At 68.3% G+C, this 14,032-nt stretch carries 15 protein-coding genes; 14 read left to right on the top strand and 1 reads right to left on the bottom strand.

The window, feature by feature from the left end:
* Positions 1-3: 3 nt before the first annotated feature.
* The 14 genes from E0E18_RS03845 to E0E18_RS03780 all read left to right on the top strand — a co-directional run bounded on the left by E0E18_RS03845 (position 4) and on the right by E0E18_RS03780 (position 13,603).
* Positions 4-381, top strand: a complete 378-nt coding sequence (locus E0E18_RS03845; protein WP_066583118.1) for a F0F1 ATP synthase subunit epsilon — start codon at positions 4-6, stop codon at positions 379-381.
* A gap of 303 nt (positions 382-684) precedes the next feature.
* Positions 685-1,146 carry a DUF2550 domain-containing protein gene (locus E0E18_RS03840; RefSeq protein WP_078057022.1) on the top strand — a complete coding sequence of 154 codons (462 nt, stop codon included), beginning with the start codon at positions 685-687 and terminating at the stop codon, positions 1,144-1,146.
* A 109-nt stretch (positions 1,147-1,255) separates the two neighbouring features.
* A complete protein-coding gene (gene nucS, locus E0E18_RS03835; RefSeq protein ID WP_130839381.1) occupies positions 1,256-1,948 on the top strand; it encodes an endonuclease NucS in 693 nt (230 codons plus the stop codon).
* A gap of 15 nt (positions 1,949-1,963) precedes the next feature.
* Positions 1,964-2,254: a hypothetical protein gene (locus E0E18_RS03830; RefSeq protein ID WP_066583113.1), complete on the top strand. Its 291-nt coding sequence runs from the start codon at positions 1,964-1,966 to the stop codon at positions 2,252-2,254.
* An 84-nt stretch (positions 2,255-2,338) separates the two neighbouring features.
* Positions 2,339-3,262 (top strand): tetratricopeptide repeat protein, encoded by a 924-nt coding sequence (locus tag E0E18_RS03825; RefSeq protein ID WP_130839380.1) that lies wholly within the window; start codon positions 2,339-2,341, stop codon positions 3,260-3,262.
* Between the two features lie 29 nt (positions 3,263-3,291).
* A complete protein-coding gene (locus tag E0E18_RS03820) occupies positions 3,292-4,173 on the top strand; it encodes an ABC transporter ATP-binding protein (protein ID WP_110481245.1) in 882 nt (293 codons plus the stop codon).
* A 14-nt stretch (positions 4,174-4,187) separates the two neighbouring features.
* Positions 4,188-5,132: an NUDIX hydrolase gene (locus E0E18_RS03815; protein WP_419866034.1), complete on the top strand. Its 945-nt coding sequence runs from the start codon at positions 4,188-4,190 to the stop codon at positions 5,130-5,132.
* Entirely contained in the window at positions 5,129-6,382 is a 1,254-nt protein-coding gene (locus E0E18_RS03810) for a class I SAM-dependent methyltransferase (RefSeq protein WP_066583110.1), read from the top strand. The genes E0E18_RS03815 and E0E18_RS03810 overlap by 4 nt, the downstream gene beginning before the upstream one ends.
* A 217-nt stretch (positions 6,383-6,599) precedes the next feature.
* Complete coding sequence (locus tag E0E18_RS03805) at positions 6,600-7,388, top strand: electron transfer flavoprotein subunit beta/FixA family protein (protein ID WP_066583108.1); 789 nt, start codon at positions 6,600-6,602, stop codon at positions 7,386-7,388.
* Positions 7,389-7,433: 45 nt separating this feature from the next.
* Positions 7,434-8,387: an electron transfer flavoprotein subunit alpha/FixB family protein gene (locus E0E18_RS03800; RefSeq protein ID WP_130839379.1), complete on the top strand. Its 954-nt coding sequence runs from the start codon at positions 7,434-7,436 to the stop codon at positions 8,385-8,387.
* A gap of 189 nt (positions 8,388-8,576) precedes the next feature.
* Entirely contained in the window at positions 8,577-10,181 is a 1,605-nt protein-coding gene (locus E0E18_RS03795; protein WP_066583103.1) for a cation:proton antiporter, read from the top strand.
* Positions 10,178-11,359, top strand: a complete 1,182-nt coding sequence (locus E0E18_RS03790; RefSeq protein WP_130839378.1) for a cysteine desulfurase family protein — start codon at positions 10,178-10,180, stop codon at positions 11,357-11,359. Before E0E18_RS03795 ends, E0E18_RS03790 begins: the two co-directional genes overlap by 4 nt.
* Before the next feature lie 133 nt (positions 11,360-11,492).
* Positions 11,493-12,635, top strand: coding sequence for a tRNA 2-thiouridine(34) synthase MnmA (gene mnmA / locus E0E18_RS03785; protein WP_066585742.1), 1,143 nt, complete (start codon positions 11,493-11,495; stop codon positions 12,633-12,635).
* Positions 12,632-13,603, top strand: coding sequence for a hypothetical protein (locus E0E18_RS03780; protein WP_130839377.1), 972 nt, complete (start codon positions 12,632-12,634; stop codon positions 13,601-13,603). The genes mnmA and E0E18_RS03780 overlap by 4 nt, the downstream gene beginning before the upstream one ends.
* A 69-nt stretch (positions 13,604-13,672) precedes the next feature.
* Here E0E18_RS03780 and E0E18_RS03775 read toward each other — a convergent pair whose 3' ends face one another.
* Positions 13,673-13,999, bottom strand: coding sequence for an antibiotic biosynthesis monooxygenase family protein (locus tag E0E18_RS03775; RefSeq protein ID WP_066583093.1), 327 nt, complete (start codon positions 13,997-13,999; stop codon positions 13,673-13,675).
* Positions 14,000-14,032: the final 33 nt, after the last annotated feature.

The raw sequence follows: 14,032 nt of genomic DNA, 5'->3' as shown, positions 1-14,032 counted from the left end.
CACATGGCTGAGATTGCCACTGAACTCGTGTCTGTCGAGCGGATGCTGTGGTCGGGAAACGCCACCTCCGTCACCGCACAGACCACCGAGGGCGAGATCGGCGTGCTCCCCGGCCACGAACCGCTGCTCGGCCAGCTGGTCGACAACGGTGTGGTCGTCATCCGGACGGCTGAGGGTGAGAAGCTGGTCGCTGCGGTACAGGGAGGTTTCCTGTCCGTGTCCTCGACCAAGGTGACCGTCCTCGCCGATTCCGCTGTCTGGGCGGGGGAGGTCGACGCCTCCGACGCCGAGTCCCGGGCGAAGGACGCTTCGGCGTCCGCGCTCGAGCGCGACACCGCGGTCTCCGAGCTGCGCGCCGTGAGGCGGCTGCAGGAGAAGTAGGTCCTGACGCCGTAGTAGCGCCCGACATGACCGGGGGCGGTCCCTGCACCAGTGCAGGGGTCGCCCCCGGTCTCATTGCGTCGCAGGGCCGCCCCCGACGTGATCTCCGGCGGTCCGCGGCATGGGAGGGCCGGAGGTGGATCTGTGGGGTGTGCCGGTGTCCGGGCGCACCGGCACACCCCCGGTGACTCCTTTTGCTGCTGTCGTACCCGGGCCGGTAGGCTCAGTGAAAAGCCCTGCGGAGAGCCGACGGACTGACGACCGCCGGCAGGGTGTGACGACAGTGACGAAGGGACGTGGCTGGTGCTCGGAACCATCCTCATCATCGTGCTCGTATGCTTGGCCGCGTTCGCGGTCGTCATGGCGTGCGGAAGGTTCCTCACACTGCGCAGTCGTGGAATCCCCGTGGTGGTCAGGAGCCTGCCGAATCCGGACGGCAGGCACTGGCGCCACGGGGTTCTCGTCTACGGGGCCATGCACGCCCGGGTGTTCAAACTGCGGTCACTGCGCCCTGAGTCCGACATCAGCATTTCCCGGCAACGCACATCTATCGAGTGCCGGCGTCCCATCACGGACAAAGAGTCGAATTTCCTGGAGCCGGAGCTGCACGTTCTGGCGCTCGACGACGGAGGGGTCCGGTGGGAGGTGGCGATCGACGACGCCGGGGACACCGCACTCGTCGCCTGGCTGGAATCCGCCCCGTCCACCCGCAGCGTCCGGCCGCTGACCAGGATCGATCCCCGGCGCGGTATCGAAGAGTACTGAGAGAGGCCCTGGGAGCGGGTACGGAGGAACACGGGGCAGGGTCCGGGGCCTGTCACGGGGCCGGGGAGGTCTGCGCCCGGGCCGCGGCGCACCTGCTAGCCTGTCACCCATGCGTCTGGTGATCTGTCGTTGCGCCGTGGACTACGAGGGCCGGTTGGATGCGCACCTGCCCGAGGCTGACCGTCTCGTGATGGTCAAGGCCGACGGCTCGGTGAGCATCCACGCCGACGACCGCGCCTACAAGCCGCTGAACTGGATGACGCCGCCGTGCACCCTGCATGAGGAAGAGCCTGTGGCGGAGGAGAAGGACGCCGGGGTCCGGGCGGTGTGGACGGTGTCCAACCCCAAGGGGGAGAAGCTCACCGTCCGGCTGTTCCGGATCTACTCGGACACCTCCCATGACCTGGGTGAGGACCCGGGTCTGGTGAAGGACGGGGTGGAGGCACACCTCCAGGAGCTGCTCGCCGAGCAGATCGAGATTCTCGGTGAGGGGTACACACTGGTCCGCAGGGAGTATCCGACCGCGATCGGTCCGGTGGACATCCTCTCCCGGGACGCGGCGGGGACGACTGTCGCGGTGGAGATCAAGCGTCGTGGGGGTATAGACGGTGTCGAGCAGCTGACCCGCTACGTCGAGCTGCTCAACCGCGACGAGCTGCTCGCCCCGGTGCGTGGCGTCTTCGCGGCCCAGGAGATCAGACCTCAGGCCAGGGTTCTCGCCGAGGACCGTGGTTTCCGGTGTGTGACCCTCGACTACGGGCAGATGCGTGGAGCTGACTCCACCGAACTGCGGTTGTTCTGACAGGGGAGGTGGCCTGTGCCCCGTCACAACCGTCGTCTCAGCCCGCAGCCGCGGGGCCGGGCGGAGCTGCCCCGTGACGGGGCGACCTACTGGGGTACCAGGAGGGAACCGGGCCCGTCCTGGGCGCCGGGGGAGATCTGGTTCGTCCGTCACATGGGTGCGGCGTCAGCGGTGAAGTTCTACGTCTGCCCGGGCTGCAACCAGAACATTCCGCCGGGGACGGCCCATGTGGTCGCCTGGCCGGACACCCACCGTGGCCCTGGTGACCGCAGGCACTGGCACACCGGCTGCTGGTCCCGGCGCTGACACGGGCAGCCGTCGGGGGCAACCGTCCCGCCCCGGTGGCCGGCACGCCGGAGCTGCGGCCGTGCAGTGGCTACAGTGGACGCCATGAGCACACCGCAGCATCCCGCATCCCCGGCGCAGTCCGCGCCCGCCCGTTTCGCAGCCAGGGCTGTCGACCTCGGCGCCGTGAAAGAGGCGGCGGAGGCCCGGGCCAGGGCCAGGAAGGAGGCGGAGTCCGGTAGCCCCGTCGCGTTGTCTGCACCGGTCACCGTCGAAAGCTTCGAACAGGATGTCGTTGTCCGTTCCACCCAGGTCGCCGTGGTTGTCCAGCTCGGCAGTCCGCGTGCGCCGGGGTCGGACGACATGGCCGGGGAGTTCGCCGCCGAAGCACAGAAACAGCAGAACACGTCGGGGCCCGTGGAATGGGTCTTCCGTTACGTCGACGTCGACACCACCCCGGAGATCGCCCAGGCGTTCGGTGTCCAGGCGGTGCCGACCGTCCTGGCCCTGGCGGCAGGGCGGCCGTTGACCAGTTTCGAGGGGGTGCAGCCTGTCGCGCAGCTGACCCAGTTCATCGACGCCGTCGTGGGCGCGACCGCGGGGAAGCTGGAGGGACTCCCGGCCGCGGGCGGGGACGCCGACGGTGACGCCGCTGACACCGACCCCCGCTTCGACGCCGCCGCCGACGCCCTGGACCGTGGCGACCATCTCGCCGCGGTGGGCCTCTACGACGAGATCATCGCTGATCCGGGTACCGGCCCGGACGAGGTCTCCGAGGCGAAGGCGGCCCGGGCGACTGCCGTCCTGCTGGGCAGGTCCGCTGACGGGGAGGCGGACGAGATCGACCGTATGCTTCTGGAAGGCCGTCGTCGGGAAGCTTTCGACGTTCTCATCTCCCGCCTCCGAGAGACCTCGGGTGAGGGCAGGGACGCCGTCCGTGACCGGCTGCTCGAGCTGTTCTCCCTCTACGACCAGTCCGATCCGGAGGTCATGGACGCCCGCACCCGGATGGCGAGCTCCCTGTTCTGACGGGGGTGACCTCCCACAGCGGACGTCGGATGGGGCACCATGGTGGAGTGAACGATTCGACGATCATCTCCACACCCGCCACCGCAGAGGCCCGCGACGAGGATCTCGTACTCGACTTCCGTGGGGTCAGCGTCCTGCGTGGCGGCAGGGCCCTGCTGGACAGTGTCTCGTGGCAGGTCGAGGAGGACGAACGGTGGATCGTGCTGGGGCCGAACGGTGCCGGCAAGACGACCCTCATGTCCGTGGCGTCCGCGATGCTGTTCCCTACCTCGGGGACGGTGAGGATCGCGGGGGAGACGCTGGGACGCACCGATGTCCGGGAACTCCGCACGGCGGTGGGTCTGTCCTCTGCTGCTCTGGCCCATCGTGTACCCGACCGGGAAAAGGTCGTCGACCTGGTGATCTCCGCAGGCTACAACGTCCTCGGCCGCTGGAAGGAGGAGTACGGTGACGCTGACCGCGAGCGGGCCGTCGAGATTCTCGAGTCCGTCAGTGCCCTGCACCTGGTCGACGAGGTCTGGGGGACCCTGAGTGAGGGCGAGCGCAAGCGCGTCCTCATCGCCCGGGCCCTGATGACGGATCCGGAACTGCTGCTGCTCGATGAGCCGGGTGCGGGTCTCGACCTGGGGGGCAGGGAGGATCTGGTCGCGATGCTGTCGGAGATGGCAGGGGACCCGGATGCGCCGGCGATGGTCCTGGTCACCCACCATGTCGAGGAGATCCCGCCGGGATTCACCCACGGTCTGATCCTCGACGAGGGCAAGGTCGTGGCACAGGGGCTGATCACGGATGTGATGACCGCGGAGAACCTGACCCGCGCCTACCATCAGCCGATGGCGCTGCGTCTCGAGGACGGCCGCTACTTCGCCCGGAGGGCGCCGAAGACCTCACGCTCGCGCAGAAGGATCTGACTAGGCTGGGGTGTATGTCCGACAGTCACACACACAGCACCGCGCCCGGCGGGGAGACTCCGGAGAACCACGGGGCAGCGGCCGGGTCGGCGCCGGTCGAACCCCGTCGTGCCTCGACCGTGATGCTGCTGCGGGACACTCTCAGCGGGCCTGAGGTGTACGTCCAGGAGCGGGCCAGCACCATGAGATTCTGTGCCGAGATGACGGTCTTCCCCGGCGGGGGCGTGGATTCCCGTGACATGCCCGGCGACGTCGACGGTGACGGGGTCAGGTCTCCGGAGATCGGCTGGCAGGGGCCGTCCACCCGGTGGTGGGCGGAACGTCTGCGGACGACGCCCCAGATGGCCCAGGCCCTGGTCTGCGCCGCGGTGAGGGAGACTTTCGAGGAGACCGGTACCCTGCTCGCCGGCAGGGAGGACGGCACCGTGGTGGCCGATACCTCGGAGTACCTGCCTTTCCGCGCCGACCTGGAGAACCACCGTCTCGCCTTCACCGAGTTCATGGACCGGCGCGGTCTGGTGCTCCGGGGGGACCTGCTTCGCCCCTGGGCCAACTGGGTGACCCCGCCCGAACAACCCATCAGGTATGACACGGCATTCTTCGTCGCCTCCATGCCGGAGGGGCAGGCCGCCCACGGTGACACCCGCGAGGCCACCTCGACAGGATGGTTCAGGCCGGGGACGCTGCTCGACGGCTGGCGCAACCGGAAGATCAATCTCATGCCTCCGACCTGGTCACAGCTGAAGATGCTGGACACGTTCCGCAGTGTCGCCGAGATCATGGACTTCGCCGCACAGCTGACCGTGGACCCGGTGGTGAGGGAGCCGGTGGATCTGCCGTACATGGCGGAGTACTACCTCATGGAGACCAGGATGTACGGGTATCCGGAGCGGGTCTTCGCACCGGGGATGAAGTTCGCTGTCGACCCGGAGGATCTTCCTCCGAACCCGTTCCGGTGAGCTTCACCCGCGGGCAGGTGGCCTGGCTGTCCTCGCATCCGGAGGAGGTGGCCGTCGCCTCGGGACTGGAGCTCTCGGCGTCCTCCCGGCTGGCCGACCTGACGCTCCTGCGTCGGTTGACGGCGGACAGCGGTGATCCTGCAGGACTGTCACGGGCGGTGGTGGAACTGGTCACGGCGCGGCGCGCGGCGCGGCGCGGGGTGAAGATCCCGGACGGGCCGGACGGCTCACCGCGTGAGGACTGGATGGTCTGCACCGATTCGGCGCAGCAGGCGACGCCTGTCGCGGTGGCCCGGGTGCGTGCGCGACATCTGGCACGCACCGCCAGGGGTGCCGTGGTGGCGGACGTGACCTGTTCGGTGGGCACGGAACTGGCGTCACTGTCCACGGTGGACGGCATCGGTACGGTGGTCGGCGCTGACCTGGATCCTGCGCGTCTGGCGATGGCGCAGCTGAATGTCCCGGGGGTTCCGCTGGTGCGTGCCGATGCGGTGGACCCGGCCTTGGACTGTGACGTCGTGGTGGCGGACCCGGCGCGCCGTACCGGGCGGGGGCGTGTCCTGTCTCCGGAGAATCTTGTCCCTCCTCTGCCTGACCTGGTGCGGGCCTGGCGTTCACGGGGATGTGAACTGGCGGTGAAATGTGCTCCGGGCATCGATTACTCGGAGTGGGAGGGACAGGTCGATGTGGTGGGCATCGCAGGTGGAGGGCACGGCGTCCACGGAGTTCCGGGGGTGAAGGAAGTCTGTCTGTACACACCCGGTCTGGCGACCTGTGCGCGTCGTGCCGTGGTCGTCGGTGCGTCGGAGACCGGTGAGCTGACCTCGGAGGATCCGGAGTCCGTCGAGGTGGGGCCGGTGGGAAGGTACATTCTCGATCCGGACGGTGCGGTGGTGCGCGCGGGACTGGTGCGCCGGTACGCGGCCAGGCTGGGCTGGTGGAGGATCGACCCGCATATCGCGTATCTCAGCGGTGACCGTCTCGACGGGTCGGTGAGGCGGTCGATGATGCCGGGTCAGCGGGTCTTCGAGGTGCTGGAGACGGTGCCGGTGAAGAAGCTGGGACCGGTGCTGAAGGCCCGAGGGTGCGGTTCCCTGGAGATCCTCGTGCGGGGGGTGGAGGTTGATCCTGACCGGTTGCGCAGGAAGCTGCGGTCTGCCGGGGCTTTGCGTGGGGACGCCGCGTTCACGGTGGTTCTCGCGCGGGTAGGCCGCTCTCCGGTGGCTGCCCTGTGCCGTGTAACCACATGAAACACAGAATCCATCACAGGAAACAAATCACCCCCGGGGGTGGCACTGAACACATATTTTCCCGGTGACGGCGAACAAGTGTGCAGGTCACAGGAAGCGTCGGGCGGACAACTCACGCCAGATAGAGATATTTTTGGATCAATGTGGGGTGTGTCACGGTTGAACCTGGGTAGACTGACCGACGATTACATCGCACCCACAGCAGGAAGGCCAACGAATGTCGAACATCGTGGTTCTGGTCAAGCAGGTGCCGGACACCTACTCCGAGCGCAAGCTGACCGATGACGACTTCACCCTCGACCGGGAGAACGCGGACGCGATCCTGGACGAGATCAACGAGAACGCTGTCGAAGCGGCTCTCAAGCTCAAGGAGGCCGACGGCTCCCGCAACATCGTCGTCCTGAGCATGGGCCCGGAAGGAGCCACCTCGGCCCTGCGTAAGGCACTCTCCCTGGGCGCCGACGAGGGCATCCTCGTCACTGACGACGCTCTCGCCGGCTCCGACGCCCTGGGCACCGCCTGGACGCTGTCGAACGCTCTCAACCTGGTCGACGACATCGAGCTCGTCATCGCCGGCAACGCCTCCACCGACGGCGGTGCAGGCGCCGTACCGGGACTGCTGTCCGAGTACCGGCAGATCCCCGCGGTGACCAACCTGCGCTCCCTCACCGTCGAGGGCGGCAAGGTCACCGGCGAAAGAGTCACCGAGGACGGCATCTTCACCGTCGAGGCACCGACCCCGGCCATCATCTCCGTCACCGAAAAGGCGAACACTCCGCGCGTGCCGAACTTCAAGGGCATCATGGCGGCCAAGAAGAAAACCATCCGTGAGGTCTCCATCGCCGACATCGGGGTCGCCGCAGAGAACGTCGGACTCGGCGCCGCCGCCACCCGCGTCACCTCCTCGACACCCAAGCCCGCCAAGACCGCCGGCGAGATCATCACCGACGAAGGGGACGGCGGAATCAAGCTCGTCGAGTTCCTCGTCAGCCGGAAGCTCGTCTAACCCTCACCCTCTGACACAGACTGATCCCGAAAGGATTCTGAAACCATGACCAATGTCCTGGTACTCGTCGAGTACTCCGAGGGTGAGCTGAAGAACAGCACCCGGGAGCTCATCACGGCCGCCCGCGTCTTCGGTGACGTCGGCGCCGTCGTCGTCGGTGCCCCGGGCACCTCCGAGAAGCTGCAGCCGGCGCTGGCCGCGGCCGGTGCGGAGACCGTGTACGCCGCAGAAGCGGACTTCGCCGCGGAATACGTCGTCACCCCGCAGGTGGACGCCCTGGCCGGGCTCGCCGCAGCGCTGCAGGTTCCCGTCGTCGTCGCCGCCGGTGCCAACGGAAACGAGGTCGCCGGCCGCGTCGGAGCCCGGGTCGCCTCCGGCGTCCTCTACGACGTCATCGACATCAGGGCGGACCGTACCGCCACCGGCTCTATCTTCGGCGGCGACTACATCGTCGAATCCACCGCAGGCGGGACCTCACCCGTGTTCACCCTCCGCCCCGGCGCGGTGGACCCTGCCGACCAGGCGGCCGCGGGCACCGTCCAGGCTGTCGAACTTCCGGCCCCCGGTCCGACCGCGGTGAAGATCACCTCCTTCGCCCCCGCAGAGAAGGCCGACCGTCCGGAACTCACCGAGGCGAAGATCGTCGTCTCCGGTGGCCGCGGTGTCGCCGGTGCCGAAGGCTTCCACGACGTCGTCGAGCCACTGGCCGACGTTCTCGGAGCTGCGGTGGGTGCGTCCCGCGCCGCCGTCGACGCCGACTACTACCCCGGAAAGTTCCAGGTCGGGCAGACCGGCAAGACGGTCTCACCGAACCTGTACATCGCGCTCGGTATCTCCGGTGCCATCCAGCACAAGGCCGGTATGCAGACCTCCAAGACCATCGTCGCAGTCAACAAGGACGAGGAGGCCGGGATCTTCGAGATCGCGGACTTCGGCGTCGTGGGTGACCTGTTCAAGGTCGCCCCGCAGGCCACCGAAGAGCTCGCCAAGCGGAAGTGAACCGGTCCGGGTGCCTGTGCGGTGACAACCGCACAGGTGGCGCGGACTAGACTGGACGGTGAATTCCGTCCGAGACCTCCGGACCGACAGGGTCCGTACCCGGAAGGGTACGGGCCCTGTCGCCGTTTCTCCCTGCCCTGACTCGCCTGCCCTGACCCGCCCACCGACTGCTGAACAAGGATCCGGCCTGTGACAACACTCATCGTCGTACTCGCCCTCATGCTCGCCACCGTGATCACCATGGGTGTCGGTGACCGTGCGGGCCTGCCATGGCCGGTGCTCCTTCTCCTGGTCACGACGGCGGCGATGTTCATCCCGGGTATGCCCACGGTGGACGTCGACCCCCACCTGATCCTCCCGCTAGCCCTGCCGCCACTGCTGTGGGCACTGGCCAGACGGACCTCCTGGGGCATGTTCAGGGACCAGTGGCGTTCGATCCTCAGCCTGTCCGTGACGCTCGTGATCGTCACCGTGGCCGCGGTGACCGGTGTGGCGATGTGGATGATCCCGGGCATGACCATCGTCGGTGCCCTGGCCCTGGCCTCCGCCGTCGCCCCGCCGGACCCGGTGGCGGTCGAAGCCGTGGCCGAGCCTGCGGGAATCCCCCGCCGGATCATCGGGACGCTGCAGTCCGAGGGACTGTTCAACGACGCCGTGTCCCTGGTCATATTCAGCGCCGCGGTGACGGCGGCGGAGTTCCACGACAACATCCACTGGTTCGAGGCCGGCGGCACCATCGTCTACAGTGCGGTCGTCGCCGTGGCCCTGGGCTGGCTGGTGGGCAGGGTCGCCGCCCGGTTCGTCGGATGGCTGGACTCACCTGTGGCCGGCAACGCCTTCACCTGGGTCCTGCCGTTCATCGTGTACCTGGTCTGCGAGGAGATCCATGTCTCCGGTGTCATCGCTGTCGTGGTCGCCGCAGTGGAGTTCAGCTCCCGCCTGGATGCGACGGCCGCCGACGCCCGCCTGGCGGGGTCCTCCTTCTGGGAGGTCACCGAACTTCTCGTCACCGGCCTGGCTTTCGGCCTGATGGGGATGAATGTGAGGGAGTCGATCTTCGACGAGGAGGTCCAGCACCTGCGCCCGGTGATCTGGGGACTGGTGATCTCCCTGGTCCTCGTCGCTGTCCGGGCGGTATGGATGAGTTCGCTGTACCTGCGGAACCGGAAGCGGAAGGGCACCTACCGTGCGCCGGTGAGATGGACCGACGTCCTGCTGATGACATGGGCGGGTATGCGTGGGCTCGTCACGTTCGCACTCGTCCTGTCGTTGAGTCCCGTGGATTTCCCGATGCGTGACGAGTTCACGATCGTCGCCTTCGTCGTCCTTCTGTGCACGATGGTCATTCCCGGGCTCACCCTGCCGTGGCTCACCTCGCACCTGCGGCGGCACTACGGGCTCCGGGATCTGGAGGACATCGCCACGGAGGAGGCGCTCGACGAGGCGCACCGTGCGGCGCTCGCCGTGGTCAAGCGCGAACTGGTCGCCGGGGGCATCTCACCGGAGGCCGCTGCCCGGATCACCGAGCGGCTCCAGGTGATCCGGTCCACCTCCGCCCTCGACGACGGGGACGACGGCGTCGAGGACGCCGACGAACATGCCAGGATCCGCAGGGAAAGACGGCAGGCGGCTGCCCGCCGGGCTCTCGAGATCAGACGCGAGTCTCTCAATGCCGCACAGCGGAGTCTCGCAGCCAGCCGTTACAGGAAAGGGGTCGACCCGACTGTGGTCGCCGAGAAGATGCATGAACTTGACCGACGCCTGCTGGCGCTGCCGCACCAGGAGAACCGATGAACCGCCGCGTGTACCTTGACCATGCGGCGTCAGCCCCGTTGCGCCCGGAGGCCTCCGAGGCACTGGCCGCGACGTCCGCCCTGCTCAATCCGGCCGGACAGTACACCTCCGGAAGGGAGGCCGGCAGAGTCGTCGAGGACGCCAGGGAGCAGGTCGCCTCACTCCTCGGTGCGGACCGCGCCGAGGTGCTTTTCACCGGGTCAGGAACCGAGGCGGACAATATCGCGGTGCAGGGACTGGCCTTCGGCGCCCTGCGGACCAGAGGAGCCAGGAGAATCCGTTCCTCACCGGTGGAGCATCCGGCGGTGGGGGAGTCGGTGGCGTGGTTGACCGGCGGTCTCCCGGTGCCCGGCGGGGCCCTGTTCGAGCATGTAGTCATACCGGTGGACGCCACGGGCCGGCCTCTGCCGGTGACCGACCCGGACCCGTCCCGGGATGCACTGGTGACGGCGATGTGGGTCAACAACGAGACCGGCAACGTCACCGACCTTCCCGCGGTCGTCGGCCCTGCCGTCGCCGCAGGGGTTCCGGTGCACGTGGACGCCGTGCAGGCCGTCGGACACGTGCCGGTCGACTTCCACGGCACGGGCGTCTCCACCCTTGCGGCGAGTGCCCACAAGTTCGGCGGTCCGAAGTCGGTGGGACTGCTTCTCGCCCGCCGGGACGCCGTGATCGACACGCCCGTGCGCGGGGGAGGTCAGGAACGCAAGCTCCGGTCCGGGACCGTCAACCCCCAGGGTGCTGCGGCGGCGGCCGCGGCACTGGCCGCCGCAGTCGCGGAGATGGAGGCGGAGCAGAACAGACTGGCCGGCTACCAGCGACGACTGCTGGAGGTGGTGCACCGGATCCCCGGCGCGGTGGTCCACACCGACCCCTCCGCGGACGGTCCGGGTGCACTGGCCTCCCATGTGCACGTCAGTTTCCCCGGTGCCGAAGGCGACAGTCTGATCATGCTGCTGGACTCCGCCGGCATTGACGCGTCCACAGGGTCAGCCTGTTCGGCAGGGGTCAACCGGGCGTCCCATGTCCTCACCGCGATGGGCGTGGAGGTCAGGACGGCCCGGGGTGCGCTGCGGTTGACCACCGGTCCGGCGACGACCGACGCCGACGTCGAGAGAGTCTGCGCACTCCTGCCGGCTGTGGTGGAGCAGGCACGGGCGGCGGGGATGGCCTACTGAGCTGCAGGCGAGATGGCGTCCTGACGCCGTGCGTGTAGGCTGAAGGGCTGTGCACGGCCGGCCCCGGGCAGGGTGGGACCGGTGATCGGGAAAAATGGCACGGGAAATCCCGTGGGAGAGGATGACGGCGTCCATGCGGGTTGTTGCGGCGATGAGCGGGGGAGTCGATTCGTCGGTGGCGGCGGCGCGCGCCCTGGCCGAGGGTCATGAGGTCATCGGCGTCCATCTGGCGTTGTCGCAGTCTCCCGAGGCGGTGCGGGCAGGTTCCAGGGGCTGCTGTTCCCTGGAGGACTCCGCCGATGCGCGCCGCGTCTGCGACGCCCTCGGCATCCCCTTCTACGTGTGGGACTTCTCCGACCGGTTCAAGGCCGACGTCATCGACAACTTCGTGGAGTCCTACGAGATCGGCGAAACCCCGAACCCCTGTCTGCGGTGCAACGAGAAGATCAAGTTCGAGGCACTGCTCGACCGCTCCATCGCCCTCGGATTCGATGCGGTGGTCACGGGACACTACGCCAGGCTCAGCAACGGTGTGATGCGCCGCGGGGTCGACGACAACAAGGACCAGTCCTACGTTCTCGGCGTCCTCGACGACGAGCAGCTGGCGCACTGCATGTTTCCGGTGGGGGACACCTGGAAGCCCCGGATCCGGGAAGAGGCGGCGGCGCTCGGCCTCGGAGTGGCGAAGAAGCCGGACAGTCATGACATCTGCTTCATCCCCGACGGCAACACCCAGGCCTTCCTGGGACGCCGGATCGGAATGCGCCCGGGCATGGTGAAGTCGGTCGGAGGGGAGACCCTCGCCGAGCACGACGGCGTGTACGGGTTCACGATCGGCCAGCGTAAGGGGCTCGGTCTTCCCGGACCCGCCACGGACGGTCAGCCACGGTACGTCACCGACATTGACGCCGCCACCGGAACCGTCACCGTGGGGCGTCGTGAGGATCTCCGCGTCGGGCACATCACCGCGGACCGGCTCAAGAGGCTCGACCCCCGCAGGCACGGGACGACATTCAGGTGTGACGTCCAGGTCCGTGCCCACGGGGGAGTGGTTCCCGCGACGGCGACGCTCCACGGAGGTGCAGCGGACGGTCCGGACTCCCGGGTGGAGCTGGAGCTGCACGAACCGCTGCGCGGAGTGGCCCGGGGCCAGGCGGCGGTGGTGTACCTGCCCGATCCGGAAGGTGACATCCTCATCGGGTCGGGGACGATCCGGGCGACTGCACCGTGGGCCGGTGAGGTCGAGGTGGCGCACACCGGGGCCGGGGCGGCATGAGCCTTTTCGGCTGGTGGGAGGATGTGCGCACCACCGACAACGGTCTGAGGGAGGCCGTGGCCGCGGCGTCACGGCGCACCAGGGATGTCGACGAGGATGTGGGGACCCTGCCTCCACTGAGCCTGCCACGCTCAACGGTGGAGAGAGGTCTGGTGATGGAGACGGCCGCGATGGGAGTCACCGTCGGCGGCCCGTACCTGCGCTCGCACGCCAGGGGATGGGAGATCGCCCCCGGCCGCACCCTGGACATGCGGTCATTCCTGGGACGACGCCACGAGCTCGCCGACGTCGCCGCCGAGATGCTCGCAGGGGTGGACAGGATCATGGTGCATGTCACCGGTCCCTGGACGTTCGGGGCCACCGTGGAGTACCACGGACATCCGCTGTGTTTCGACAGACCCGCGTTCCGTGACGTCTCGCTGGCGCTCGGCGAGGGGATCCGCGAGTTCTGCGACGCCGTGGGCGCGACAGTCGTCCACGTCCACGAACGGCGGTTCCCCGAGGTCACGGGAACCCTGGTGGGGGCCACAGAATTCGAGACCATGACGGTGGACCGGGGCGTCGCGGCGAACGTGGAACACCGGTTCATCGGACAGGTCGTGGGCTCCGCAGAGTCCGCCGGCCGCCAGGTGGTGCTGGACGCCGGGTGCACCTACCCGGAGCTCGCGGCCACCGGCGCGGTGACGGTCGTCGTCGACGACCTGGACGACGACGTGGCCCGGCTCATTGACGCGGGAACTCCCGTGGCATGGCGGATCTGCGCGCCGGGATCCGGTCAGACCGGAAGAAGTGACGCGGACATCGCCCGCGAGGTGATCGGGACCTGGCGCAGGTGGACCTTCGACACGGCACAACCCCGTCCGCAGGTGGACCTGGTGGCTGTGGGCACGGACGTGATGACCCCGGGTGCAGCCGCAGAGCTGGCCCGCACGGTACGGGGCGCTGCGGCTCTGCTCCACCGGAACTGAACGGCACCGAACGGCACCGAACGGCACCGAACGGAACCGACATTCGGGACCTGTGGTCCGGAGTGGTATCTACCGCTCGGCGGCGAGCGTGTCGAGGTCCACGACCTCGAACTCCAGGAGTTCGGCACCGGTGGCGACCGGCTTCTTCCCCTCACCCGAGTGCGGCCCGCTGTGCGCGGCCTTCGCAGGTCCCTGCGACCAGGCCTGGAAGGACTCCTCGTCGGCCCATGTGGTCACGACGAAGTAGCGGTCCTCGCCCGCGGTGGGCCGGAGCAGCCGGAAGCCCTCGAATCCGGGAGAGTTCTCGACGGTGTGGGCACGGTGGGCGAACCGCTTCTCGAGTTCAGGGCCCGCTCCGGCGGGGACGGTGATGGCGTTGATCTTCACGACGGACATGGCCGCGATACTACCGCCGGACCCTGGTGCCGT

Origin of the sequence: Corynebacterium neomassiliense, from assembly GCF_900626215.1 — a bacterium.
Lineage (GTDB): Bacteria > Actinomycetota > Actinomycetes > Mycobacteriales > Mycobacteriaceae > Corynebacterium > Corynebacterium neomassiliense.
Note: the sequence above shows the minus strand (reverse complement) of the source record. Positions and strands in the feature narration are given on the sequence as shown.